Source organism: Labrys sp. Lb11, from assembly GCF_057554225.1.
On sequence record NZ_BAAJOT010000012.1, the window covers coordinates 18164 to 41526 of the forward strand.

At 70.1% G+C, this 23363-nt stretch carries 25 protein-coding genes; 21 read left to right on the plus strand and 4 right to left on the minus strand.

What is annotated here, in order from left to right:
• Position 1: 1 nt before the first annotated feature.
• Genes AC27L4_RS32620 through AC27L4_RS32640 form a run of 5 tightly spaced genes read left to right on the plus strand, consistent with a single transcriptional unit; the run spans position 2 to position 4667 of the window.
• Positions 2 to 340: a hypothetical protein gene (locus AC27L4_RS32620; RefSeq protein ID WP_487146876.1), complete on the plus strand. Its 339-nt coding sequence runs from the start codon at positions 2 to 4 to the stop codon at positions 338 to 340.
• Positions 337 to 702, plus strand: a complete 366-nt coding sequence (locus AC27L4_RS32625) for a hypothetical protein (RefSeq protein WP_487146877.1) — start codon at positions 337 to 339, stop codon at positions 700 to 702. The genes AC27L4_RS32620 and AC27L4_RS32625 overlap by 4 nt, the downstream gene beginning before the upstream one ends.
• Positions 695 to 2992, plus strand: a complete 2298-nt coding sequence (locus AC27L4_RS32630) for a DNA cytosine methyltransferase (protein WP_487146878.1) — start codon at positions 695 to 697, stop codon at positions 2990 to 2992. The genes AC27L4_RS32625 and AC27L4_RS32630 overlap by 8 nt, the downstream gene beginning before the upstream one ends.
• Positions 2989 to 3444, plus strand: coding sequence for an XF1762 family protein (locus AC27L4_RS32635; RefSeq protein ID WP_487146879.1), 456 nt, complete (start codon positions 2989 to 2991; stop codon positions 3442 to 3444). The genes AC27L4_RS32630 and AC27L4_RS32635 overlap by 4 nt, the downstream gene beginning before the upstream one ends.
• Positions 3441 to 4667, plus strand: coding sequence for a DUF7146 domain-containing protein (locus tag AC27L4_RS32640; RefSeq protein ID WP_487146880.1), 1227 nt, complete (start codon positions 3441 to 3443; stop codon positions 4665 to 4667). The genes AC27L4_RS32635 and AC27L4_RS32640 overlap by 4 nt, the downstream gene beginning before the upstream one ends.
• An 8-nt stretch (positions 4668 to 4675) precedes the next feature.
• On the opposite strand, the gene AC27L4_RS32645 is transcribed toward AC27L4_RS32640, so the two are convergent.
• Positions 4676 to 5086, minus strand: a complete 411-nt coding sequence (locus AC27L4_RS32645) for a type II toxin-antitoxin system HicB family antitoxin (RefSeq protein ID WP_487146881.1) — start codon at positions 5084 to 5086, stop codon at positions 4676 to 4678.
• A gap of 39 nt (positions 5087 to 5125) precedes the next feature.
• Positions 5126 to 5311 (minus strand): type II toxin-antitoxin system HicA family toxin, encoded by a 186-nt coding sequence (locus AC27L4_RS32650; RefSeq protein ID WP_487146882.1) that lies wholly within the window; start codon positions 5309 to 5311, stop codon positions 5126 to 5128.
• Positions 5312 to 5406: 95 nt separating this feature from the next.
• Between AC27L4_RS32650 and AC27L4_RS32655 the strand changes: the two genes are divergently transcribed.
• The 13 genes from AC27L4_RS32655 to AC27L4_RS32715 all read left to right on the plus strand — a co-directional run bounded on the left by AC27L4_RS32655 (position 5407) and on the right by AC27L4_RS32715 (position 17642).
• Entirely contained in the window at positions 5407 to 7200 is a 1794-nt protein-coding gene (locus tag AC27L4_RS32655; RefSeq protein WP_487146884.1) for a DNA primase family protein, read from the plus strand.
• 338 nt (positions 7201 to 7538) lie between these two features.
• The gene (locus AC27L4_RS32660) at positions 7539 to 8399 is read left to right on the plus strand and encodes a hypothetical protein (RefSeq protein WP_487146885.1); all 861 of its coding nucleotides are present in this window, start codon (positions 7539 to 7541) and stop codon (positions 8397 to 8399) included.
• Positions 8400 to 8580: 181 nt separating this feature from the next.
• The gene (locus tag AC27L4_RS32665) at positions 8581 to 9267 is read left to right on the plus strand and encodes a hypothetical protein (RefSeq protein WP_487146886.1); all 687 of its coding nucleotides are present in this window, start codon (positions 8581 to 8583) and stop codon (positions 9265 to 9267) included.
• Positions 9268 to 9424: 157 nt separating this feature from the next.
• Positions 9425 to 10015: a hypothetical protein gene (locus AC27L4_RS32670; RefSeq protein WP_487146887.1), complete on the plus strand. Its 591-nt coding sequence runs from the start codon at positions 9425 to 9427 to the stop codon at positions 10013 to 10015.
• Positions 10012 to 11982 carry a phage terminase large subunit family protein gene (locus tag AC27L4_RS32675; protein WP_487146888.1) on the plus strand — a complete coding sequence of 657 codons (1971 nt, stop codon included), beginning with the start codon at positions 10012 to 10014 and terminating at the stop codon, positions 11980 to 11982. Before AC27L4_RS32670 ends, AC27L4_RS32675 begins: the two co-directional genes overlap by 4 nt.
• Before the next feature lie 5 nt (positions 11983 to 11987).
• A complete protein-coding gene (locus AC27L4_RS32680; protein WP_487146889.1) occupies positions 11988 to 12197 on the plus strand; it encodes a phage head-tail joining protein in 210 nt (69 codons plus the stop codon).
• Positions 12197 to 13735: a phage portal protein gene (locus AC27L4_RS32685; protein ID WP_487146890.1), complete on the plus strand. Its 1539-nt coding sequence runs from the start codon at positions 12197 to 12199 to the stop codon at positions 13733 to 13735. The genes AC27L4_RS32680 and AC27L4_RS32685 overlap by 1 nt, the downstream gene beginning before the upstream one ends.
• Before the next feature lies 1 nt (position 13736).
• On the plus strand, positions 13737 to 14849 hold the full coding sequence (locus tag AC27L4_RS32690; protein ID WP_487146891.1) for a head maturation protease, ClpP-related: 1113 nt from the start codon (positions 13737 to 13739) through the stop codon (positions 14847 to 14849).
• Positions 14850 to 14912: 63 nt separating this feature from the next.
• Entirely contained in the window at positions 14913 to 15281 is a 369-nt protein-coding gene (locus AC27L4_RS32695; RefSeq protein WP_487146892.1) for a head decoration protein, read from the plus strand.
• A 73-nt stretch (positions 15282 to 15354) separates the two neighbouring features.
• Positions 15355 to 16410, plus strand: a complete 1056-nt coding sequence (locus AC27L4_RS32700; RefSeq protein ID WP_487146894.1) for a major capsid protein — start codon at positions 15355 to 15357, stop codon at positions 16408 to 16410.
• Positions 16411 to 16434: 24 nt separating this feature from the next.
• Positions 16435 to 16737: a head-tail joining protein gene (locus tag AC27L4_RS32705; protein ID WP_487146895.1), complete on the plus strand. Its 303-nt coding sequence runs from the start codon at positions 16435 to 16437 to the stop codon at positions 16735 to 16737.
• Positions 16737 to 17159: a hypothetical protein gene (locus AC27L4_RS32710; protein WP_487146896.1), complete on the plus strand. Its 423-nt coding sequence runs from the start codon at positions 16737 to 16739 to the stop codon at positions 17157 to 17159. Before AC27L4_RS32705 ends, AC27L4_RS32710 begins: the two co-directional genes overlap by 1 nt.
• Positions 17160 to 17177: 18 nt before the next feature.
• On the plus strand, positions 17178 to 17642 hold the full coding sequence (locus tag AC27L4_RS32715) for a hypothetical protein (protein ID WP_487146897.1): 465 nt from the start codon (positions 17178 to 17180) through the stop codon (positions 17640 to 17642).
• Between the two features lie 5 nt (positions 17643 to 17647).
• Here the strand turns inward: AC27L4_RS32715 and AC27L4_RS32720 are convergent, their stop codons facing one another.
• Together AC27L4_RS32720 and AC27L4_RS32725 are read right to left on the minus strand one after the other, a co-directional pair.
• Complete coding sequence (locus AC27L4_RS32720; protein WP_487146898.1) at positions 17648 to 18469, minus strand: tellurite resistance TerB family protein; 822 nt, start codon at positions 18467 to 18469, stop codon at positions 17648 to 17650.
• 66 nt (positions 18470 to 18535) lie between these two features.
• The gene (locus AC27L4_RS32725) at positions 18536 to 18931 is read right to left on the minus strand and encodes a hypothetical protein (RefSeq protein ID WP_487146899.1); all 396 of its coding nucleotides are present in this window, start codon (positions 18929 to 18931) and stop codon (positions 18536 to 18538) included.
• Between the two features lie 103 nt (positions 18932 to 19034).
• Between AC27L4_RS32725 and AC27L4_RS32730 the strand changes: the two genes are divergently transcribed.
• The 3 genes from AC27L4_RS32730 (at position 19035) to AC27L4_RS32740 (ending at position 23362) form a co-directional block, all read left to right on the plus strand.
• Complete coding sequence (locus AC27L4_RS32730; protein ID WP_487146901.1) at positions 19035 to 19400, plus strand: hypothetical protein; 366 nt, start codon at positions 19035 to 19037, stop codon at positions 19398 to 19400.
• Between the two features lie 71 nt (positions 19401 to 19471).
• Entirely contained in the window at positions 19472 to 19660 is a 189-nt protein-coding gene (locus AC27L4_RS32735; protein WP_487146902.1) for a hypothetical protein, read from the plus strand.
• Between the two features lie 9 nt (positions 19661 to 19669).
• The gene (locus AC27L4_RS32740) at positions 19670 to 23362 is read left to right on the plus strand and encodes a phage tail length tape measure family protein (protein WP_487146903.1); all 3693 of its coding nucleotides are present in this window, start codon (positions 19670 to 19672) and stop codon (positions 23360 to 23362) included.
• The last annotated feature ends 1 nt before the right edge of the window (position 23363 follow it).

Genomic DNA, 23363 nt, shown 5'->3' on the forward strand with positions numbered 1-23363 from the left:
GATGGCGGCGCTGGCCCGGCTGTGCCGCGGCGACCTCACCCTCAACGAGGTCGCGGCGCGGATCGGCCGCACCTATTCGTCGACGCTGTCCGCGGTCAAGCGCCTGCGCCGGCGCGGCGTCAGCGTGACGCTGCTGGCCACGGACCGCACGAGCAAGCTCGACCGGCCGGGCTCCCTCGCCGACGAGGGGTTCATTTTCGCGCGCGAGGCGGAGCGAGGCTGTGACGCGCACCTGGAAGACCTGCGCGCCAGCGGCGGCGGCTGGCCGAACTTCGTCATTCGGCGGCGCCGGAGCGTGCCGATGACGGCGGCGGACCCTTGGGTCGGGAGGCTGTCGTGAAGCACAGCGTCACCTCGGACCGCTCGGTCCGGATCATCAGTCTGGCGCAGGCCGGCATGCGGCCGAAGCAGATCGCCGCGGAACTCGACGCGCCGATCTATTCTGTGTCCGGCGTGTTGGTCGCCGCCCGCCAGGCCGGCATCGACGTGCCGTATTTCAAGCATGTGGCCGGCGGCCCGCCGGCCAAGGACCCGCGGCAGGCCGTCCGGGTGAGCCGCCGGGCGCTCGCGCAGCTGGCGCCGCACGCGGCGCTGCGCCGCCTGCCGGTGGAGCGCCTGGCGGCGCGGATCGTCAGGGCGGTCGCGGCCGGCGGGCTGGTCGACGCGGTGCTGGACGATGGCAAGGGGGGCGGGGATGCTTGATCTGGCGCGCGCGATCGAGGCCGGCGACTATCCGGCAGACCTGTTCGGCTGGCGGCCGGAGGCGCGGCGTCGCCCGGCCTGGCGCCGGCTGCCGGCGACAGGATCCTTCAGGGCGCGCAAGGTGCCGCTGCCCGTGCCGCCGCCGCCGAAGCTGGGGCAGCCGCGGCAGATCATCGTCGTCGACAGTTTTGCCGGCGGCGGCGGGGCGAGCAACGGCATCGAGGCGGCGCTGCGCGACCTCGACGCGCGCGGCGTGCTGCCGGCCGGTCACCGCACCACGGTCCACTACGCCGTCAACCACGATCCCGCCGCCCTGGCCATGCACATGGCCAACCATCCGGCGACCATCCACCTGCCGCACAATGTCTGGCAGGTGTCGATGCCCCAGCTGCTGGGCGATCATTTCTTCGGCCTGCTCTGGCTCTCGCCGGACTGCCGCGACCATTCCTCGGCCAAGGGCGGCCCGATCACCTCCCGCGGGGTGCGGGACCTCGCCTGGGTGCTGCTGAAGTGGCTGCAGGAACTGCCGGACTGGCAGCTGCCGTGGAACATCTACCTGGAGAACGTGCCGGCTTTCGCCAAGTGGTCGCCGCTGATCCAGCAGCCGGACGGCACCTTCAAGCGCGACAAGAGCCGCGAGGGCGAGACCTTCTATTACTTCGTGCGCGCCATCGCGCGGCTCGGTTTTTCCGTCGCCTGGCAGGAGGTGACCGCCTGCGAGTTCGGCGACCCGACCATTCGCAAGCGTTTGAAAATGGTGATGCGCCGCGACGGCCAGCCGGCCGTTTGGCCGGAGCCGACCCATGGCGAGCCGAAGTCGGAGGCGGTGCGGAGCGGCAAGCTGCAGCCCTGGCCGGTAGCGGCCGAGATCGTCGATTTTCATCTGCCGGCGCCGTCGATCCTGATGACAAAGGCGGAGGCCAAGGCCTACACGAAGGCGACCGGGCAGAAGATCAAGCGGCCGCTCGAGGTGAAGAGCGAGCGGCGGCTCGCCATCGGCGTCAAGCGCTATGTGATCGACGCCGGCGACGATGCCTATGTCGTCACGCTCAATCATGGCGGCGACGAATTCCGCGGCTGGCCGCTCGATCGGCCGGCGCCGACCATCGCGGCGTCGCGGGACGCACATGGGCTGGTCGTGCCGCATGTCGTGGTCTATCGCGGCGACAGCCCGGGAAAGCCGGTCACGCAGCCGGTGCCGACGCCGACGGCGAACAGCTTCATCAAGCGGCCGGGCGGCGCCGTGCCGCTCGGCGTCGGCGAGACCACGCTTGTGCCGGTGATCAGCCGCGGCCAGCACGGCGGCGGCAACCGCCCGGCCGATGAGCCGTTCCACACCGTGGCAGCGTCCGACGGCGACACCAACCAGGTGGTGACGGCCGACCTGGTGCCATTCCTGGTGCCGCGCTACGGCGAACGCGCCGGGCAGGAACCGCGCACGCTCGACATCAGGAGGCCGGCGCCGACCACGGTGCCGGACGGCAACGGCGGCAGCCTAGCGGCGGTCTATCTGGCGCAATACAACACCGACATGGTCGGCCACGCGATGGACGAGGCGGTGTCGACCATCGTGCAGAAGGGTTGCACGCAGGCCGTCGTCTCGGCTGCCCTGGTCGAGATGTACGGCCGCTCCGATGCCCGGCCTGTCGACGTGCCGGCCTCGGCCGTGACGACGAAGAGCCCCCAGGCCGTTATCGCCGCGCACCTGACGCAGTTCTGCGGTTCCAACGAAACCGCCGGCGGCGGCGATCTGCGGGAGCCTGTGGCGGCGGTGCGTACCGGCGGCGGCAAGGGCGGCGGCCACACCGGCGTCGTCACGGTGCCGCTGGTGACTGCCTACTATTCGAACGGCGGCCAGACCGCAGGAATCGATCAGCCCATGCTGGCGGTGCCGACGAAGGCGCGGTTCGGCCTCGCCCAGGCCGACGCGGCGCCGGAGCCGTTGACCGAGGCGCAATGGGCTTCGGCCCGCCGCGTTGCGGATTTTCTCCGCAAATATGGCTGCTGGGACGAGCGCGAGATCGTCACCGTCGCCATCCGCGGCGCCGTCTTCGTGCTGGTCGATATCGGCATGCGGATGTTTACGCCGCGCGAGCTCGCCCGGGCCCAGGGCTTCCCGGACAATTATGTGCTGGCGGCCCCGTTCAAGGGCCGTGTCCTCAACGACACGGAGCAGCGCCACAAGATCGGCAACAGCGTCTGTGCCCGTCCCGCGGCCGCGATCATCGCCGCGAACTACCGGCCGCCGATGGACTGGGGGCAGGTCGCCTATCTCGAGGCGGCGGAATGAGCATTCACCTTTCCCCCGTGCCGCTGTCGCTGGAGGAGGCCAATGCCTTCGTCGAGCGCCACCATCGCCATCATGGGCCGGTGCGCGGCCACAAGTTCTCGATCGGGGCAGCCAGCGGCAATCATGTCGTCGGCGTCGTCATCGTCGGCAGGCCGGTGTCCCGGCATCGCGACGATGGCGTCACGCTCGAGGTGAGCCGGCTGGCGACCGACGGCACGCGCAACGCCTGTTCTTTCCTGTACGGCCGTGCGGCGCGGGCAGCGTTCGCGCTCGGCTATCGGCGACTGGGCACGTACATCCGCGCCAACGAGCCCGGTACTTCCCTTGGGGCGGCCGGATGGCGCCTTGTCGGCGAGGTCAGCGGGCGATCGTGGTCATGCCGCTCGCGGCCGAGGGTCGACAAGACGGAGTTGATGCCTCGCCTGCTTTTCGAGGTGGAGCGCTCGGCATGACCTCGGACCCCGATTTCCTCGCCTGGGTCGACCGGGCCAGGGCCGTGCGGCTCGAAGACGAGTGCGCCCGCCGCCAGCTGAAGCTGTCGCGCGGCCATGAGCGGGCCGGGCCGTGCCCGATCTGCCGGGACGGCAAGGATCGCTTCGCCATCAACGTCCGCAAACAGCTCTGGTCGTGCCGGCGCTGCGGCACCGGCGGCGACGTCATCAAGCTGGTGCAGATGGTCGACGGTCTCGACTTCGTCGCCGCCTGCGAGACGCTGGTGCGCGAGCCGCCGCCGCGCGGCCGCGCCATGACGGCGGAGGAGCGCGCCGAGGTCGGGGCCCGGCACAAGCGCGAGACCGAAAAGGCGGAGGCGAAGCGGCGGGAGGACGAGAAGCGGGCGGCCGACTTCAAGGAGAGGGAGCGGAAGCGCCTCTACGACAGCTGGAGCCATTGCCTGGCATTCGCCGGGTCGCCGGCGGCGGCCTATCTGGCGCATCGCGGCGTGCCGATGGTGCCGCCGACGGCGCGGCTGCGGTTCTGGCCGAACGCGCCCTATTTTCACGGCCAGGAGCAGGACGATGTCGGCCGCACCGTGCCGCGCGTCATCCATCGCGGCCCGGCCATGGTGGCGGCGATCGTCGGGCCGGACGGGCTGTTCCGCGGGCTGCACCTGACCTATCTGGACGGCGAGCCGCCGATCAAGATCGACCTCGGCCTGGACGAGGCCGGCGAGCCGCTGCCGGCGAAGAAGGTCCGTGGTTCGAAGAAGGGCAACCACATCGTGCTGCGGCACGTCGCGACGCCGCGCCGGCTGTTTTTGGGCGAGGGCAACGAAACGGTGCTGTCCGTCTGGTGGGCGCTGGCGCAGACCGGACGGCTGCGGGACACCGACTCCTTCCGGTCGTCGGTCGATCTCGGCAATCTCGGCGGCCGGGCGATCGACCGGGAACGGGTACAGCACCCGACCTTGCGTGTATCCGGCAAGGATGGCCGCTCCCGGCCGCTCTGGGTGCCGAGCGCCAATCCAGACCTCGACGATCCGGCCGTCACCGTGCCGGAGGGCGTTGAGGAGGTCGTGCTGCTCGGCGACGGCGACAGCGATCCCTTCGTCACGGAAACGACGATCCGCCGCGCCGCCCGGCGCATCCGCGCCCTGTACCCGTGGGTGCAGTCGGTGCGGACGGCCTGGGCGGACGCGGACGCCGACTTCAACGTCATGCTGACGGAGCCGGCGTGATGGCGCAGTCAGGCAACGCGCGGCAGGAGCTCGCGCGCCATCCATGCGACGACGGCCGACCGCGTCATCTTGCGGCGCGCCGCCTCGGCGTCGATGGCGGCGAGCACGCCGTCGTCGAGCGACAGATTGGTCCGCACGAACTTGCCGAGATGGCTGACCAGGGCGACGCTGGTCAGGAACGCGCCTTCGCGCATCGCCTTGATCACGTCCGGATCGCTGCGCAGCTCCTCCAGCGGGCGCGGTGGCGGAACGGTCTCGCCATGGGCGAGGCTGTTGTCGACGAACATGCGCAGCGCCTCGCCGGCGTTGACCAGGGCTTCGTCGACGGTGTTGCCCATGGAGGTGCAGCCGGAGAGGTCCGGAAACACCACGCCGTAGGCGCCGGCCTCGCCGTCGACCAGGGCGGCATATCGGGTCATGTCGATGGTTCCTTTCGGGTTGAGGGCCGTCCGGGTGGCTTAGCGCCACCCGGCTCTCTTGGCGATGTCCCTGGCGACGCCGGGGCTCTGGGTCCGGTGCCGGGTGACCACGATCGGGCCCGGCAGGGTCGGGTGTCTGTAGAGGTCATGGTTGCCACCATGGTCGTCGAGATACCAGCCTTCCGACTTCAGCTTCTTGACGATCTTGGCGGTGTTGGTTTCCATCGGCGCCCCCTGTTTGATGTGCAAATATTTGCGCATTTCTCGGCTCATGTCAACAGTGAATGCGCAAAGAATTGCGCAAAAAATGAGTGCCGGACATGAGCGATGCGGACGCGCTGGAGCGGATCGGCCGCCGGATCGACGAGGCGCGGGAGGAAGGCGCAGACGCCGCCGGCCCCGCAACCCCGGATGACGCGGTGCCGGGCGAGGAGACCTTCGCTGGCGACGAGATCGGGCCTTCCGACGCCGACCCTGGCGGCGACCCGGAGATCGTGCGGCGTTGCAGCGCCTACGATCATTCCGACACGGACAACGGCAAGCGGCTGCTGGCGCATTTCGGGTCGGACATCGTCGTCATGGCGCAGGAGAAGGCCAAGGCGCCGTTGTTCGGCGTCTGGACCGGCACTCATTGGGATCTCGGAACCGGCGGCCCGGCCGCGCGCGCCATCGCGCAGCGTGTCGGCGGCCGGATCGCGCTCGAGGCTGATTTTCTCGCCCAAACGCCGATGGAATTGCAGGCGATCCAGGCAGGCGCCGGCGCCGAGGAGGAGCGCGCCGCGCTCGACAGGGCGATGGCGGCGGCCAAGGACGATGACGCGCCGACGGCCGAGCAGGTCGCCCGGCGCAAGCAGCTGACGGCCTTGATGGCGGCGGCGGACGATGCCCGGGCCGAGCTGAAGAAGCGGCAGGTCGCCCGCCGGCGCTTCGCGGTTTCTTCGAAAAACAGCGCGAGGATCGAGGCCATGCTCGCCTGCGCCGCGCCGCATATGATGCAGCCGCCGGAGGCGTTCAACGCCGATCCGCTCCTGGTCGCGACCAGGAACTGCACGCTGCGCTTCGAGCGCAAGCCGGACCCGGAATGCCCGGACCCGGATGTGACGCGCTACAAGGTGCGGTGCCATGTCGTCGACGGGCACCGGCGCGAGGACCTGGTGACGCGCCTCGTCCCGGTCGCCTATGACCGCAAGGCGACCTGCCCGAAGTTCCTGGCCTTCCTGGCGCGCTTCCTGCCGGTGCAGGAGACGCGGGATTTCGTGCAGGTCTATTCCGGCATCGGACTGCTGGGGCTCGCGGTCCAGAAGGTCGCCTTCCACTACGGGTTCGGCGCCAACGGCAAGAGCGTCTTCATGGAGACGCTGATGCGGGTGCTCGGCGCCTATGCCGTCGGCCTGCCGGCGGAATCGATCACGGGCGACACGGCGCGGGGCTCCGGCTCCGCCAGCCCAGACCTGGCGCGGCTCCACGGCGTGCGCACCCTGCGCGTGCTGGAGCTGCCGGCCGACAAGCCGCTCGACGAGGCCTTGATCAAGAAGCTGACCGGCGGCGAGAAAATCCCGGTCCGCGATCTGTTCGCCGGCTATTTCGAGTTCATCCCGGTGTTCACCGGGCACATGTCCGGCAACGGCTATCCCAGGATCGACGGCACGGACAACGGCATCTGGCGGCGCATCTGCGTCGTGTCCTGGCCTGTCACGCTGGCCGACGAGGAGCAGCGCGAGTTCGAGGACGTCCTGGCGGGGTTCGCCCCAGAATATCCCGGCATCCTCAACTGGCTGATCGAGGGCGCCGAGAAATTCCTGGCCAGCGGCCTGATCGTGCCGCCGTCGATCGTCATGGCCACGAAGGAATACCGCGACGAGATGGACCCGGTCGGCGAGTTCATCTCCGACTGCCTGGAGGTGTGCGAGGGCCATCACGAGACGGCGCGGACGGTCTACGAGGCCTATGTGTCCTGGTCGCTGGCCAACGCCAAGAAGCCGATGTTCGAGACGAAGTTCGGCCGGGTGATGAAGACGCGCTTCAAGCGCGACGACGGCCGGGTCCGCCACTACCTCGATTGTCGCCTGCACGACGTCCCGGCCCGGCCCGACGCCCCGCAACCCCATGATTGACCGGCACCCCAGCCTGAAACCCTCGATTTTTGCGAGGGTCGCGATGGTTTCGCGATGGTTAGCCGAAACTATCGCGGACGAAATTCCTGATCATTGTCAATGCGTTGGACGTGGCCAGCGAGGGTAGCGAGGGTTTTCGCAGGCGCATACGTATGAATGAGGGGTTCGGGGAGATGATGATCGTCCGTGAACGGAGCGTTTTTTCTTATGTTATGTGACGGAAAACTATCGCAACTCTCGCAACTGCCTCATAACATATTGAAAATATTACTGAATTTTCGATGCGATAGTTTGTGTTGACTATCGCAACCATCGCAAAACTATCGCAGGAGGCAGGAATGAAGCGGGTGATGGATATCGAGGCGGCGTTGCGTTGGGCGTATCGGGACGAGCTGCCGAAGGAACAGGCGTTCGTCGACCTGCGGACACGGCAGGACGGCGTCGCGCCGGGCTGGATGCAGATGCGGCGGATGGCGGTGCAGCGGACCGTCGTCGACAATCCGAATATCCACGGCGTCCTGCCCGATCCGCATGCGATGCGGGCGCCGCACCCGGACGCGTTGATCATCGGCAATGCCGTGCAAGCCGTGATTGGGCTGGAAATGGCCGTGCTTCCGGCGGACTGGGACCCGTTCGCCGACGTGGTCGACGCCGAGGCGCGCCGGCTGGCCGGCTTCGGCGCGGCTCAAGCTCTCCGGCAGATCGTGCCGTGCGATCCTGCCATGGCCGACGCTCTGGTGTCGCGGCTGGAGCGCCTGATCATCAAGCACGCCATCCTCGGCGGCGCGCCGGACTGGGAGACCGAACCCTTCGAGGTCAAGCATGTGCGCAATGCCTCCGGCGGCCCGGCTTGGTTCGTTCGCGTGTTGGTCGGCGAAGGGTCGGAGGTCCGCGAGGTCGAGGCCGATGGCTTCGACCGCAGGCGCCGCGTGCCGCTGCCCGGTGCCTATCGCAAGCCGTATCTCGACCCGTGCCCTCGCGCCGTCGCGGTCGAGCGGGCGGAATACGAGTTGTGGCACAACTGCCTGACCGTGCTGACGGACTGGCTGGCGGGGAAGTTGGCGACGATCGAGGTCGTGCCGTCGCCGCGCCCGCCGCGCCCCTGGGAGGCGCCCGAAGTCCGCCAGGGCGCCATCCTGCGGGACCTGACCGAGCCGCCGCCTCCCGCTCGTCGTACGCGCCGGCGCAAGGCCGCTTGACTTGCGACGAGAATTTGGTGATGTTGGCGACATCACGAAATCTGTCTGAAACCTCGGAGCGCAAGCGTCCGGGGTTTTTTGTTGGAGCCGCCATGCCGCACCCGGTCTCGATCCTGGCGGCGGTGGCGTTCGCGGCGGTCGCGTTGCTGCCTTTGCTGGTCACCGCCATGGAGCGGCCGTGATGGCGATCGATGCCGGGCCGGTGCTGGCCATGTTCGAGAAGGTCGAGCGCAGCTATGCCTTCGGCCTAGCGCGCGGCCTGACGCGCACGGCGCAGGCTGCCGCTGCCGTGGTCAAGACCGAGATGCCGAGCCGCTTCGATCGTCCGACGCCGTTCACGCAGCAGGGCATCGGCATCGTGCCGGCGACGCGCACCGACCTGGTCGCGACCGTCTTCGTCAAGGATGTGCAGGCGGCCTATCTGACGATCGAGGAGACAGGCGGCGAGCGGATGCCCAAGCGCGGCAGCCCGATCAACGTCCCGGCCAAGTTGCGGCCCAACGTCTACGGCAACATCCCCAGGGGCAAGATCAAGGCCCTGCTGGCGCAGGACGATGTCTTCCTGTCGCGCGGCACCGGCCGCACCAAGAAGCTGGCCAAGGGCATCTATCGGCGCGCCAAGGTCGGCAAGCGTCGCGACGGCAGCGTCGGCGCCAAGGGCGCGCTGCGCAAGGGCGGCAAGGGCAAGGCCATCGGCGGCTCGGCCGCGCGCGGCGCGACGACGCTGGAACTGCTGATCGCCTTCAAGCCGCGCGCCGTCTACCGCCCGCGCTTCGGCTTCCGCCAGACCGTGCTCGACACGGCCCGGCGTGAAGGCCCGGCCCTGATCGCCGCCTCGATCGCCGACGCCATCGCCTCGACCCGCTGACCCCGGCCGCCGCCGGCAGGGGAGGGGCAGGCCGGGGGCCCCTGGCCCCTGGCCCAAACACGGGTAATTCCGGCTGCGATTTGTCGCCAGAGAGAGGGCGCGGCGAAGCCTTAAGTTAAGCGGAGCCTTAATTGGACCTAAAGTCGTGACTGAAATCGTGACGAAAGGCCAATTTGCCGAGCTGTCGGGCGTGTCCGCCGCGCGGGTGTCGCAGTGGATTTCCGAGGGCAAGATCAGCGGCGATGCCCTGGTCGGGGAGGGGCGCGCGGCGCGCATCAACGTGGCCGTGGCGCAGCAGCAGCTCCGCGGCCGCCTCGACCTGACGCAGCGCTTCAGCATGAACGGGCTGGGCACGGCGCTCGGCACAGAGACGCCGGCAGCCCCGGCGACGGCGCCGGCGCAGGCCCCGGCCTCGATCGACGATCGCATCAGGGCCGAGCGGCTGGCCCAGGAGGAGATGAAGACCCGCCGGATGACGGCGGAGGAGCGCGAGAGCGCCGGCGTCTATGTCCGCAGCGCCGACGTCTCGCGCGAGATGGAGAAGCTCGCCGGCGGCATGCTCTCGACCTTCGAGGGCGCGCTCGCCGACTTCGCCACCGATATCGCCGGCGAGTTCGCGCTCGACCAGCGCGCGGTGGTGCACACGCTGCGCGGTGCGTTCCGGCGCTTCCGCGAGCGGTCCGCCTCGACCGCGGCGGCCAACGCGGCCGCGATGCCGGCGACCTCGCCTGACCTGGTCACGCCTTGAACGCCCCGGTCATCCACCTCGCCAATCCGGAGCGCCTGGCTGCGGAGGTGATGGCCCGCGTCTGGTCGCCGCCGCCGCCGATCGACTACCTCGCCTTCGCCGTCGAGCACATCAAGTTCTCGAAGTCGGACAGCCCCGACTTCCCGGGGCCCTACAACCCCGACCTGTTCCCGTTCTTCAGCGAGATCCTGCGCGCCCTCGGCCCGGACGATCCGTGCGACACCGTCACGCTGAAGAAGTCGGCGCAGGTCGGCGGCACCGTCGTCGCCAACATCTTCACCCTCGGCTCCCTGGTCATGGACGCCGGGGACTTCATGTACGTCCACCCGACGGAGGACAACGCCCGGCGCTGGAGCAAGATGAAGCTCCGGCGGATGATGGAAGAGACAGCCATCGTCAACGCCAACTTCCCGCGCGGCTCGCGGGATGCCTCGGACTCGGTGCTCTACAAGGAGCGGCGCGACGGCCGGGCGGCGCTTCTCGCCTCCGGCGCCAACTCGCCGGCCTCGCTGAGCCAGGTCACCGTGCCGCGGCAGGTCCAGGACGACCTGTCGAAGTGGACGGTCAACGACGCCGGCGACCCCGAGGCCCAGGCCGACAGTCGATCCTGGGGCGTCGAGTTCTCGAAGAAGTTCAAGATCGGCACGCCGCTGGTCTCGCCCGGCTGCCGCACCTCGAAGAACTACCTCGACGGCAGCCAGGAAGTCTTCGAAGTGCCGTGCCCGCATTGCGGCCACTACCAGGTGCTCGAATGGGAGAACCTGAAGGCCAACATCGAGGCCGGCCACGTCGAGGACGCGCATTTCGACTGCGTCGAATGCGGCTGCGCGATCGAGGATCACCATCGCCGCCGGATGAACCGGCTCGGCCGCTGGGTCGCGCACAACCCGAAGATGCGGAAGTGGCACCGGTCCTTCTTCATCTGGTCGGCCTACTCGCCGCTGCAGACGCTGGTGCGCATCGCCCGGGCCTGGCTCAAGGCGCGCGGCGACGCCGCCAGCGAGCAGACCTTCCTCAACGACGTCTGCGGCCTCGAATTCGAGACCAAGGGCGAGGCGCCGCCCTGGGAGGACATCCGCGCCCGGGCCGAGGAGCTCGGCCACAAGCGCGGCACGATCCCGCCCGGCGGCCTCGTGTTGACTTGCGGCATGGACGTGCAGAAGGATCGCGTGGAATGGCAGGTGGTCGCCTGGACGCGCAACCGCGGCGCCTTCGTCGTCGACTATGGCTGTGTCGACGGCTTTATCGAGGAGGATGCCACCCGCGTCGCGCTCGACCGGCTGATATCCGGCAAATGGCGCAACAGCGTCGGCCGCGACCTCGGCCTCGATCGCGTCGCCATCGACGGCAACGCCTGGACCGATGACGTGCTCGGCTGGGTCCGCCGCCATCCCGCCTCGCTGGTGATGATGGTGCGCGGCGTGCCGAAGGACGCGGCGCCCAAGCTGATGGCGGTCAAGCGCGAGCGCGCCCGCAACGGCAAGATCCGCAAATATGGCGGGCGCTTCTACAATGTCGGCACCAGCAGCTTCAAGCTGCGGCTCTACCACAACCTGGCCAAGGCCGACCCGGCCGAGACCGGCTATATCGGCCACCCCCGCGGGCTGCCGGACATCTACTACCAGCAGCTGACGTCGCATCGCCGCCGCGAAATCCGCCGGCGCACCGGCGCCATCGACCATGAATGGGTGCTCGAGCCGAACATGCGCGACGAGGCGCTGGACACCTGGGTCTACGCCTCGGCGGCCGCCTTCCGGCTCTTCGGCCAGGATCCGAGCGAGCACTATTGGGACCGGCTCGAGCTGGAGCGGGAGACGCCGCCGGAGGCCGGGCAACTCGACCTCGAGGACATTCTCGCCCGTCCGGCGCCGCCGCCCCAGCCGGCGGCTCCGGCCGCCGCCTCCGACACCGCCGCCGCGCGGCCGGGCCCCAAGGTCCGGCGGCGCAGCGTCTCCTCCGCCCTGTGAGCGCCATGGCCTACACCCAGACCGATATCGACAGGCTGAAGAAGGCCATCGCCACGGGCACGACGCGCGTCCGCTTCGCCGATCGCGAGGTCTACTACCGCAGCCTGGACGAGATGAACGCCACGCTGAAGCTGATGCAGGACGAGGTCGACGCCGCCGCTGGCAAGCCGCGGCGCCGCGCCGTCCGCTTCATGACCTCGAAGGGCCTGTGCTGATGAGCGAGTTCCGCACCCGGGCGCGCGTCAAGGGCACCCGCATCTATGCGGACGCCTTCGCGCCGCGCGGCGGCAGTGCGACCTATGACGCCGCGAGCCACGCGCCGCGCCTGCGTCGCTGGCGTCCGGGCAATGCCGGGCCGAACAGCGCCCTGCAGGGCGCGCTTGCCACGCTGCAGTCGCGCTCGCGCGACAGCGTCCGCAAGGACGGCTATGCCGACAACGGCGTCGAGGTCATGGTGTCGAACGTCGTCGGCACCGGCATCAAGCCGCAATTCGCCACGCGCGACGCCGCCTTCAACCAGGAGCTCGCCGGGGCCTGGACGGAGTGGACCAACGAGAGCGACGCCGACGGCACGCTCGACTTCTACGGCCAGCAGGCGCTCGCCGTCCGCTCCATGGTCGAGGGTGGCGAGACCTTCGCCCGCCACCGCACGCGGCGGGCGACGGACGGCCTGTCCGTGCCCTACCAGGTGCAGCTGCTGGAGAGCGAGTTCTGCCCGGTCGATCTCAACCAGGCCGCGCCGAACGGCAACGCCGTACGCTGCGGCGTCGAGTTCGACCGGATCGGCCGGCGCGCCGCCTACTGGCTCTATCCGGCCCATCCGTTCGACTGGGCCACGAACTGGGACATCGGCGCCATGCAGCCGGCGCCAGTCCCGGCCTCGGAGGTCATGCACCTCTACAGCCCGCGTCGCATCGGCGATATCCGCGGCGAGCCCTGGCTCACCCGCGCCCTGGTCGAGCTCTACGAGATCGGCCAGTACGACGACGCCCAGATCGTCCGCCAGAAGATCGCGGCGATGTTCACCGGCTTCGTCACGCACCAGGCGCCGGAGGACGCCGAACCGGGCCCATTCCCCGGCATGGGCGCGCCGGACGGCGAGGGCGTGGCGCTTGCCTCGCTCGAGCCCGGCACCATGCAGGAGCTCGGGCCCGGCGAAGAGGTGCACTTCTCCGACCCGCCGGACCCCGGCACGAACTACGAAAGCTTCATGCGGCAGCAGCATCGCGCGGCGGCCGTGTCGATCGGCATCCTCTACGAGCAGCTGACCGGCGATTATTCGCAGATGAACGACCGCACCGCCCGCGTCGCCCTCAACGAGTTCCGCCGGCGCATCACCCGCATCCAGCACAACATCGTCGTGTTCCAGCTCTGCCTGCCGGTGCTGCGCCGCTGGACCGCGCTCGCCCTGCTGGCGGGCCGCATCCGCCCGCCCGCCGGCATCGGCGAGGCCGAGATCGTCCGCGCCCCCTGGGTGCCGCAGGGCTGGGCCTACATCAACCCGGTCCAGGACGTGCAGGCGCGCGCCGCCGAGGTCCGCGCCGGCTTCAAGTCGCGCAAGGCCCAGGTCTCCGCCGACGGCGAGGACATCGAGACGGTCGACGCCGAGATCGCCGCCGACAATGCCCGCGCCGACCGTCTCGGCCTGGTGCTCGACACCGATCCGCGCCGGGTCAGCAAGGTCGGCACCGCCCAGGCCGATCCGTCCGCCGCTCCGGCCGACCCGGCCGGCGGCCAACCACAGGACAAGTGACATGAGCGTGCTGGTCGACGGCGAGATCGTGCTCTACGGCGAGGTCGGCGACGATTTCTGGGGCGACGGCTTCACCGACCGCGACGTCCTCGAGGCGCTCGCCGCGATCGGCCGCGCCACGGACGTCACCGTCCGGATCAACTCCGGCGGCGGCGACGCCATCCAGGGCGTCGCCATCTTCAACGCGTTCCGGGCCCATCGCGGCAAGGTCTCCGTCGTCGTCGACGCCATCGCCGCCTCGGCCGCCTCGCTGATCGCCATGGGCGGCAGCACCGTCACCATGCGCACCGGCGCGATCATGATGATCCACAACCCCAGCGCCTTCACGGCGGGCGGCATCGAGGATCACCAGCGCTCCATCGCGGCCCTGGAGACCGTGACGGCCCAGATGGCCGACGTCTATGCCGAGAAGACCGGCCGCCCCGTTGCCGACATCCGCGCCGACATGGCGGCCGAGACCTGGTTGACCGCCGCCGAGGCCGTCGAGAAGGGCTATGCCGACGCGTCCGACGCCGCCGCCTCCGGCGAGACCTCCGCCTATGCCTATCGCCTCTACGCCCGGGCGCCCGAGAGCCTCGTCGCCCTGGCCGATGCACGCGGCTGGAAGCCCCGCGCCGCGACGCCCGCCACCACCGAGAAGGAGAAGACCATGTCCGGCACCCCAGCCGCCGCCGACAAGACCGCGACCGCCGCCGAGGTCGCCGCCGCCACCGCCGCCGCGACCCAGGCCGCCGCCACCGCCGCCGCCGAGATCGCCACGCTCTGCGCCGCCGGCGGCGTGCCGGCCATGGCAGCGTCGCTGATCGCCCGCGGCGCCACCGCCGACCAGGCCAAGGCCGCCATCGCTGGCGCCAAGGATATCCGCGCCGCCGTCGACAACGCCCGCCGCCTCTGCCCGCAGATCGAGGCGGCCGAGGCCGACCGCTTCATCGCCGCCGGCACCTCGATCGAGACGGTCCGCGCCGAGATGTTCGACCGCATGACCGCGGCCCAGTCGGTCGACATCCGCGCCACGCACCAGGCCGCCGGCCAGCAGCCGCCGGGCGCCGCGGGCAAGGGCATCGACGCCGGCGCCATCTATGCCGCCCACAACAAGGGCTTCGGCGGCCGCTGAGCCGCCGCGCCTCCGCAACCCGGCCTCGGCGCGCGCCTGGGCCCCGATCAAGGAACAGGCACCATGGCCACCGTCTTCCAGGAAGGTTTCCACACCGCCGAGTACATCGTCTCCGAGGCGAGCGGCTACCGCTCGCGCGAGGAGGTGACGATCTCCACCGGCAAGTACGAGGCCGGCACCGTGCTCGGCATGGTCACGGCGACGAAGAAGTACAAGATCCTGGCTCCCGCCGCCGCGGACGGCACCGAGAAGGCGGCGGCGATCCTCTACCAGGGCTGCGACGCCACCGGCGGCGACGTCCGCCGCACGGTCACCGCCCGCGACAGCGAGGTCAACGGCCTCGCCATCACCTGGCCGGCCGGCATCACCGGCCCGCAGAAGGCCACCGCCATCGCCGACCTCGCCGCGGTCGGCATCATCGTCCGTTCGTAACCCCGCCGATCGGCCCGCTCGGGCGCGATCGCCGCAGGCCGCCGCGGGCGGCCTTTTTCATGAGGAGCCGACCATGCCCGAGCTGACGCTCAACATCTTCGACGGCGACGCGTTCTCCAACGCGACGATGACCAGCTTCGTCAACATCAACATCCCCTTCGTGCCGGGTTTCCTCGGCGGCCTCGGCCTGTTCCCGGGCACGGGCGTCTACACGACCCGCGTCATCTTCGACGACGTCAGCGGCAACCTGCGCCTGATCCAGTCGAGCGCCCGCGGCGCGCCGCCGTCGCAGAGCCAGAACGTCAAGGGCAAGGAGCGCTCGCTCTCCACGGTGCGGCTCGCCCGCGAGGCCGTCATCAACGCCGACCAGGTCTCCGGCGTCCGCGTGCTCGGCACCGCCACCCAGCTGCAGACCGCCGAGCGCCTGGTCTACAATCGCGTCGACGGGCCGCTCGGCCTCAAGGCCGAGCTCGGCTACACGCTCGAGCACATGTATCTCGGCGCGATCGACGGCCAGGTCTACGACGCCGACGGCACCACGCTGCTCTGGGACTATTTCGACACCTACGGCGTCGCCCGCCCGGCCGCGGTCAACTTCCCGTTCTCCGCGGCGGCCGCCGACACCGGCACCATCACCCAGGTCGGCATGGGGCTGAAGCGCAGCATGGTGAAGTCGCTCAACGGCTTCAACCTCGCCGGCGCCTCGATCGTCGCGCTCTGCGGCGACAACTTTTTCGACGCGGCCTGGAACAACAAGGAGGTGGTCAAGGCCCGGCAGCTCTCCAGCGTCGGCAACATGCAGGCCCCAGCCATCATCTCCGACAACAAGGCGTATTCGTCCTTCCGCTACGCGGACATCACCTGGATCAATTATCGCGGCTCCGACGACGGCCAGGTCGGCGTGCCGACCGACGAGGCGCGCGCCTTCATGCTCGGCGTCCCCGGCCTGTTCGCCACCTATTTCGCGCCGGCCGACACCTGGGACTTCGTCAACACCGAAGGCCTGCCCTCCTACATGATCCAGCGCCGCGAGCGGCAGACCGAGTCGTCCCGCGCCTTCGAGCTGCAGGCCAATCCGCTGCCGATGTGCCTCAGGCCGCTCAGCCTGCGCCGCCTGACCAAGAACTGACCGCGTCCGCCGGAGGCCGGGGCCGTGTTCGACTTCACGATCCTCAACGACGCCGTCACCGAGACGTTCGGCGAGCCGGTCGTGATCCGCCGCACCGGCTTCCCCGATCTCGCGGCGACCGCGGTCTATGACAGCGTCTGGTTCGAGGTCGACGACGGCGAGGCCGGCGGCTCCTCGAGGCGCACCCAGGTCTCGGTCCGTTCGGCCGAGACCGGCTCGGTCCGGGCCGGGGCCGTCGTCGCCGTCCGCGGCGTCGACTATCGCGTCACGGACGCCCGTCCGGACGCCGAGGGCGTCGTCATCCTCATCCTCGAAAGGGCGCCGTGATGGCCCATCCCCGCGCCGCCATCCGCGCGGCGATCGTCGCCACGCTCGCGGCCGCGCCCGGCCTCGCCGGCCGGGTGTTTGTCGGCCGCGTCCGCCCGACGCCGGACGAGGATCTGCCGGTCGTGCTCGTCTACACGCCGCGCGAGACCGCCGCCCTGGCCACCCTGCAGCGCGTCCTCGATCGGCAGCCGATCGTCGCGCTCGAAATCCGCGTCAAGGCGACGGACGGTCTCTACGAGGCCCTCGACGATCTCGCCGCGGTGGTCGAGGCCGCCATGGAGGCCGACCCGAAGTTCGGCGGCCTCGCCGTCAACTCCTGGCTCGCCGGCACCGAGGTCGGCCTCAGCGGCGATGCCGAGGTCAAGCACGGCCTCGCCGTCCTCTCCTACCAGCTCCAGTACCGGCACCGCCCGGGCGCCTGAAACCAGAAGGAAACCGTCATGACCGTCAGCACCTCCGCCGGCGCGACCGTCTTCATCGGCACGACCACGCCGTGCGACACCGTCACCGAATATGCCGCCGACACCTGGGTCGAGGTCGGCGAGGTCGAGGATATCGGCGATTTCGGCGACAAGGCCGGGCAGGCCACCTTCGTCGGCCTGAAGAACCGCCGCGTCCGCAAGTTCAAGACCACCTTCGACGCCGGCACCATGACCATCAAGTGCGGCGACGACGCCGCCGATGCCGGCCAGATCGCCCTGCAGGCCGCCCTGGCCTCTGACTTCGACTTCAACTTCAAGGTGATCGAGAACGACAAGCTGACCAATGCCGGCACCGGCAGCATCAGCTATTTCGCCGGCAAGGTCTTCTCCAAGACCAAGAGCATCGGCAACGCCGAGAACGTCACCCGGCGCAGCTACGATGTCGGCATCAACACGGAGATCCTGGAGGTCGCGCCGACCTGAGGGGATCAGGCCGGATCGGCTCCGGTCAATTCCTTGGCGAACCATCGAAGCATGGCGGCCTCGTCCTCATGGATCATCCCGTCAGCTTCGATCACTCGTACCCCTGCATGGAGGACCTCAGTGATCGCTGCGGGGCCGCGCGATAGTAGTCTGTCCAGGACTGCGTCGATCACAGATGGCCCCGGCCGCATGCGCCGGATATACGGGATCAGACGCGCCGCGTCTGTCTCCGACAACTCCAACTCACGCTTGGCGCAGGCGCGGGCTGCAAAGTCGGCGATTTCTCCGATTTCCTCAAGGCACATCTCTCCGTCGGCGAGGGCCAGGGCGACGAGCAGCGGCACACCGGCCTGGCGACAGTAGCGCGTGGCCAGAACCCAATTGTCTTCCTGGTCGTCGGCCTCCGATATCAGCGGGAGCATCGATGGGGACCAATGGAACCCGAACGTGTCGCGAAAGAACTCTGTCAACGGCTCTCGCAGGACCCCGTCAAAGTCCGTGACCGCGTGAATGCGGTCGACCCGGAACGAGCGTGTTGCCTTGCGTTCGTGGCACTTGGCGACCAGCATGGGAATGCCGTCGAGATTGGCCTCGATGCTCCAGACAGTGATGCGCCGGAGCGAGGCATTTCCTCCGCTGTCGACATAGTGGATGATGAAGGACTGTCCCTCTGCCGGCATCGTTTTGCCGGGGGACAGCATCTTTCCGACCTCTTCCTGTGGGTCCGATCGGGGGATTTTGAGTGTAATTCCGGCCGGAACGGGAGGTGGTCCCTGACGTTCTGCTGCGTCCCGGAAGTAGAGACGGACGTCATTGATGACAGACATTGCTGGCATTCCTCCGTGTTTTGCTTGGTAGGGCAATCTGCGAAGACGTCTCTTCCCTGCGTCCGCTCAGCCGATCGGGAGGCCTGTGAGAGAACAAGTTGACAGGAGGGCGTTTGTTTCGACCTCTGTCCCGCCAATACCGGCGACGATGAATGGACCTCCGGCAGACATCATAGAACCTGTAAAAGGCTTCATGCCCGTATAGCCGCCGAAGCTGTTCTTGGCGTTGACGTAGCCACACACCATGATCACGCCCTTCGACGTGATCCCGGCCCGCGCGCCGCCGAACATCGCCGAGTTGGGATCCTTCAGCACGGCTAGCACGCCCTGCCTCACCCGGTAGCCTTGTTCCTCGGTCAGTTTGATCGGCGTGTTCTGCAGGCTGGGATCAACCTGCTGCTGCCCCATCGTCTGGCAGCCGGCCACCATCATCGCCGTCGCGGCGAGAACCATCTTGCGCATGTCGCCCCCTTCTCCGGCGCCCGATCTCCGGGTGCCGCTGGGGCAGCATCGCGCGTCCGACCCGGCTCTGTCGAGCCCTCACCCCCAGCATGGGAAACACCTGATGACCAGTTCCGCCTCCAGCCTCGGCGCCGGCGACGTCGAGATCGTCCTCGCCGGCGAGACCAGGGTGCTGCGGCCGACCTTCCGCGCCCTGCAATCCGTGTCGCGCATGTCCGGCGGCGGCCTCGCCGCCCTGCGCAAGGTGCAGGATCTCGACTTCGACACCATCGTCGCCACCATCGCCCTCGGGCTCGACCTGACGCCCAAGGGCGCCGAGGGCCTGGAGGAGAAGGTCTTCGCCAGCGGCATCGGCTTCCGCGACGGCCTCGCCGGGCCGGTGTCGCGCTACATCCAGGTGCTGCTCAACGGCGGCCGGCCGGTGACGGAGGCGGCCGCCGGCGGCGACGCAAACCCTCCGGCGGCCTGACCCTGCCGGACTATTGCGACTGGCTGGCCGAGGTCGCCCTCGGCTGGCTCGGCTGGGACGAGCAGCGGCTGATGCGCGCCGACGTCAACGCCATCCTCGTCGCCTGGCAGGGCCTGACCCGCCGCATCGTCTTCGAGACCACCGGCCATCTCGAGGGCGTCGGCCGCCGCCCGCCCAGCGCCGCCGAGTTCCGCGACTTCAAGAGCACCCACAACCTGCTGTTCCGCTCCGGCCGGCTCCGCCCGGCCCGGATGCATTGAGAGGCCGTCATGGTCGACTTCCCCGCCCTGCGCGTCCCGATCGTCGCCGACGACGCGGCGCTGCACGCCGTCTTCGCCCGCTCGCGCGCCGCCGTCTCCGCCTTCAGCGGCGGCATCGGCGCCGACCTGGCCGCCGTCGAGCGCCGCATGGCCGCGATGGCGGCCAATGTCAGCGAGGCCGTCGACTTCTCCTTCCTGTCGCGCCAGAGCGGCAAGTCGGCCCGCGACAGCGCCGAGGCCTTCCGGGAAGCCTTCGCCGAGACCGACCGCATGGCGGCGGCCGCCGCCGCCCTGCGCGCCCAGCTCGACCCCGCCGCCGCGGCGCAGGGGCGCCTCAACGCCGAGCTGGCCGAATATGCGCGGCTGCAGAAGGCCGGCATGCTGTCGGCCGAGGAGGCGGCCTCCGCCCGGCTCGCCGCCCAGCAGCGCCTGATGGATGCCGATATCGGCCGGGCCGCCGCGGGCAACGCGGTCCTGCTGCCGCAGCAGAGCGGCAAGTCGGCGCGCGACAGCGCCGCGGCCTTCCAGGAGGCCTATGCCGAGACCGACCGCATGGCCGTCGCGGCCGCCGCCCTGCGCGCCCAGCTCGACCCCGTCGCCGCGGCGCAGGGGCGCCTCAACGCCGAGCTCGCCGAGTATGAGCGCCTGCAGGCCGCCGGCGTCATCTCCGCCGCCGAGTTCGCCCGCGCCCAGGAGATGGTCGCCGCCCGCACCCGCGCCGTCGCCGTCGCCGCGTCCGCCGTCGGCACCGCCCGGCACGACGCCTTCATCGCCCAGAACGCCACCTACCAGCTGACCGACCTCGCCACCCAGATCGCCAGCGGCGGCTCGCCCTCCGTCGCCATCCTGCAGCAGGGCGGCCAGATCGCCCAGATGTTCCAGGGCGCCGGCGGCCTGCGCGCCGCCGCCGCCGCCGTCGGCGGCGCCTTCCTCGGCATGCTCAACCCGCTGAACCTCGCCGTCGTCGGCATCGCTGCGGCGACCTCGGCCATCGCCTACCTCACCAGCACCGCCGACGCGAGCGTCTCGGCGCTGGAGAAGCACGACGCCCTCGCCCGCCGCATCGCCGAGGGCTGGAAGGAGGCCGGCGGCAATGTTGCCGCCTACAAGGAGGCCTCGGTGCGGCCGAGCCGGGTCGAGCTGCAGGTCGACGTCGAGGGCCTGCGCAAGTCCGTGGCCGAGGCCCGGACCGCGCTGGGGGCGGAGGCCGACAAGTTCACCGAGCTCGCCGCCACCGGCCGCCGGGCGATCGACTTCAACCCCGCCGCCGCCGACCCGAAGATCGTCCGCGGCGTCGAGGTCTATGAGCGTATCGCCGCCGCCCTGCGCGACGCCCAGGCCGGCGGCTCGGCGCGGCAGCTGCGCGATTTCGTCGAGGCGCTGCTCAAGGGCGGCGACGCGCCGGCCGGCTTCCTCGAGGAGCTCGACAAGCTGACCAAGGGCCTTCTCGACCACGAGAAGGCGCTCGCCGACGCGACCGGCGCCGTCACCGACCTCGACCGCGCCATCGACGACACCGTCGTCACCACCGCGAAGCAGGCCGAGGCCCTGGAGCGGCTGAAGCGCGCCGGCGCCGGCGGCCGCACCGAGCTGGAGCGGCTCGGCGAGGATTTCCGCCTCGCCAGCGAGGGCGCCAGGACCATGTCGGAGGCGCTCAAGATCGCCTCCCTCTACCAGGAGCGCTACAACGAGCTGGCGGCCGTCGCCGGCAAGTCCGCCTCCGAGCGCCTGCGCCAGTCCCGCGTCGGCGCCGCCCAGGTCGGCATGACCGCGACCGAGCGGCAGCGGGCCCAGATCGAGGCCGACTATGCCGAGCGCTTCGAGGCGGCCAAGGGCTTCCCCGGCGCCGTCGCCACCCTGAACCAGGCCAGGCTGCTCGACCTGCAGGCCGCCGCCGCCGAGGCGCGGCTGGCGCCGCTGCGCGAGGTCACCCGCGCCATCGAGGACCAGACCGCCGCCACCGCGCTGCAGGCCGCCGCCTTCGGCAAGTCGGCCGGCGAGGTCGCGCGCATGACCACGGAGCAGAAGCTCTATCTCGCCTATGCCCGCGAGCACATCCGGGTCGGTCCCGACCTGGTCGCGCAGATCCGGCAGGCCGGCGATGCCGCTGCCGTCCAAGCTGACAAGCAAGCCGCGGTTCTCGAAGGCCAGCACGAGTTGATAGCATCGATCGACGCCTGGCGCAGCGCGACCAAGGGCGCGATCTCCGACGTGCTGCACGGCATCGCCGACGGCCGCAGCGGCAAGGACATCCTGCGCGGCCTGCTCGGCCGCATGGCCGACGGCGCCATCGACAGCACCGCCACCATGGTCGGCAACATGCTGTACGACAAGGACGGCAAGCCGGCCGGCGGCCTGCTCGGCGGCTTCCTCTCCTCCGTGCTCGGCGGCGGCCAGCGCGGCGCCTCGCCCAACAACCCGGTCTTCGTCGCGGTCAGCGGCGGTTCCGGCGCCGACTGGCTGGTCGGCGGCGGCGGCAAGACCGGCCGGATCGAGAGCTCGCCCTTGCCGCCGCCGGCGACCGGCGAGGTGCCGGGCCTGCCCGGCGTCACCTATGGCGGCTCCGCCGGCTATCGCGCCGCTGCCGCCGGAGCTTCTGGCTACGGCCGGATCAACGCGCCCTATCTGGCTTCGCTCGACGCCAAGAGCCGCTATGGCTTCACCGGTCCGCGCGAGATGTACGAGTACCTGCTGGCCAAGGGGGCGAGCCGCAACGAAGCCCTGATGTTGACCGGGGCGGCCGCCAACGAAAGCTCCTTCGACGCCCGGGCCGTGCATGACGACGGCAGCGGCTATGGCCTGTTCGGTCATAACACCGGGCGCATGAACCTGCGCGGCATGACCTGGCAGCAGCAGTCGGAGGCGGCCCTTGCCGAGTTGCGACGCCGGCCGGAGAGTTCGATGGTCGCGGCCGCGACCACGCCGGAGGACCTCGCCCGCGCCCAGATGTTCTTCGAGCAGCCGCGCGGCTTCAGGCGGTCGAACCCGGAAGGTGGCGACAACTATACCGGTCGCGTCAACACCCTGCGCTACTTCTCCCAGATGGGCGGCAACCCGCTGGCCAGCGTCCCCGGCGCCCTGCCGGTGATGGGGCGCGGCGCCGATCCGGCCGCCGGCCTGCCGCAGGTCGAGATGGCGGCGAAGTTCGACACGGTGAAGCAGTCGATGGACGGTGTCGCCGCCGCGGCCGGCAAGGCCTCGCCCGCCCTCGCCGACGCCTCCAAGGGCTTCGGCGACGTCGGCTCCTCGATCGCCGGCCTCGGCTCCATGCTTGGCGGCGCCGTCGGCGGCAAGGCCGGCGGCGCCATCGGCGGCGGCATCGGCACCTTGCTCTCGCTGTTCGGCAAGGGGCTCGGCATCCCCGGCTTCGCCGAGGGCACGAACGCCGCCCCCGGCGGCCCGGCCTGGGTCGGCGAGAAGGGGCCGGAGCTGCTCAACCTGCCGCGCGGCTCGCAGGTGATCCCGACCCGCGACCTCGTCCGCATCCCGCGGCCGAGCGTGCCCGAGGCGGCGCTGATGCCGCGGCGCGGCGGCATCTCCACCACCTTCGCTCCGACCTTCGCCATCGACGCCAAGGGCGCCGAGCTCGGCGTCGAGGTCAAGATCGAGCGGGCGATCCGCGGCGCGCTCGCCGACTATCACGACAGCCTGTCGGAGAGCCTGCCCCGGCTGATGGCCCAGGCGCAGGCGCGCGGCTACTGAC

Excerpts from the sequence above, each read along its gene's own strand:
- AC27L4_RS32720 (WP_487146898.1), bottom strand. The coding sequence starts at position 18,469 with ATGTCTGTCATCAATGACGTCCGTCTCTACTTCCGGGACGCAGCAGAA.
- AC27L4_RS32695 (WP_487146892.1), top strand. The coding sequence starts at position 14,913 with ATGGCCACCGTCTTCCAGGAAGGTTTCCACACCGCCGAGTACATCGTC.
- AC27L4_RS32735 (WP_487146902.1), top strand. The coding sequence starts at position 19,472 with ATGCGCGCCGACGTCAACGCCATCCTCGTCGCCTGGCAGGGCCTGACC.
- AC27L4_RS32730 (WP_487146901.1), top strand. The coding sequence starts at position 19,035 with ATGACCAGTTCCGCCTCCAGCCTCGGCGCCGGCGACGTCGAGATCGTC.
- AC27L4_RS32630 (WP_487146878.1), top strand. The coding sequence starts at position 695 with ATGCTTGATCTGGCGCGCGCGATCGAGGCCGGCGACTATCCGGCAGAC.
- AC27L4_RS32660 (WP_487146885.1), top strand. The coding sequence starts at position 7,539 with ATGAAGCGGGTGATGGATATCGAGGCGGCGTTGCGTTGGGCGTATCGG.
- AC27L4_RS32640 (WP_487146880.1), top strand. The coding sequence starts at position 3,441 with ATGACCTCGGACCCCGATTTCCTCGCCTGGGTCGACCGGGCCAGGGCC.
- AC27L4_RS32620 (WP_487146876.1), top strand. The coding sequence starts at position 2 with ATGGCGGCGCTGGCCCGGCTGTGCCGCGGCGACCTCACCCTCAACGAG.
- AC27L4_RS32700 (WP_487146894.1), top strand. The coding sequence starts at position 15,355 with ATGCCCGAGCTGACGCTCAACATCTTCGACGGCGACGCGTTCTCCAAC.
- AC27L4_RS32650 (WP_487146882.1), bottom strand. The coding sequence starts at position 5,311 with ATGGAAACCAACACCGCCAAGATCGTCAAGAAGCTGAAGTCGGAAGGC.
- AC27L4_RS32665 (WP_487146886.1), top strand. The coding sequence starts at position 8,581 with ATGGCGATCGATGCCGGGCCGGTGCTGGCCATGTTCGAGAAGGTCGAG.
- AC27L4_RS32645 (WP_487146881.1), bottom strand. The coding sequence starts at position 5,086 with ATGACCCGATATGCCGCCCTGGTCGACGGCGAGGCCGGCGCCTACGGC.
- AC27L4_RS32740 (WP_487146903.1), top strand. The coding sequence starts at position 19,670 with ATGGTCGACTTCCCCGCCCTGCGCGTCCCGATCGTCGCCGACGACGCG.
- AC27L4_RS32680 (WP_487146889.1), top strand. The coding sequence starts at position 11,988 with ATGGCCTACACCCAGACCGATATCGACAGGCTGAAGAAGGCCATCGCC.
- AC27L4_RS32685 (WP_487146890.1), top strand. The coding sequence starts at position 12,197 with ATGAGCGAGTTCCGCACCCGGGCGCGCGTCAAGGGCACCCGCATCTAT.
- AC27L4_RS32715 (WP_487146897.1), top strand. The coding sequence starts at position 17,178 with ATGACCGTCAGCACCTCCGCCGGCGCGACCGTCTTCATCGGCACGACC.
- AC27L4_RS32655 (WP_487146884.1), top strand. The coding sequence starts at position 5,407 with ATGAGCGATGCGGACGCGCTGGAGCGGATCGGCCGCCGGATCGACGAG.
- AC27L4_RS32710 (WP_487146896.1), top strand. The coding sequence starts at position 16,737 with ATGGCCCATCCCCGCGCCGCCATCCGCGCGGCGATCGTCGCCACGCTC.
- AC27L4_RS32690 (WP_487146891.1), top strand. The coding sequence starts at position 13,737 with ATGAGCGTGCTGGTCGACGGCGAGATCGTGCTCTACGGCGAGGTCGGC.
- AC27L4_RS32635 (WP_487146879.1), top strand. The coding sequence starts at position 2,989 with ATGAGCATTCACCTTTCCCCCGTGCCGCTGTCGCTGGAGGAGGCCAAT.
- AC27L4_RS32725 (WP_487146899.1), bottom strand. The coding sequence starts at position 18,931 with ATGCGCAAGATGGTTCTCGCCGCGACGGCGATGATGGTGGCCGGCTGC.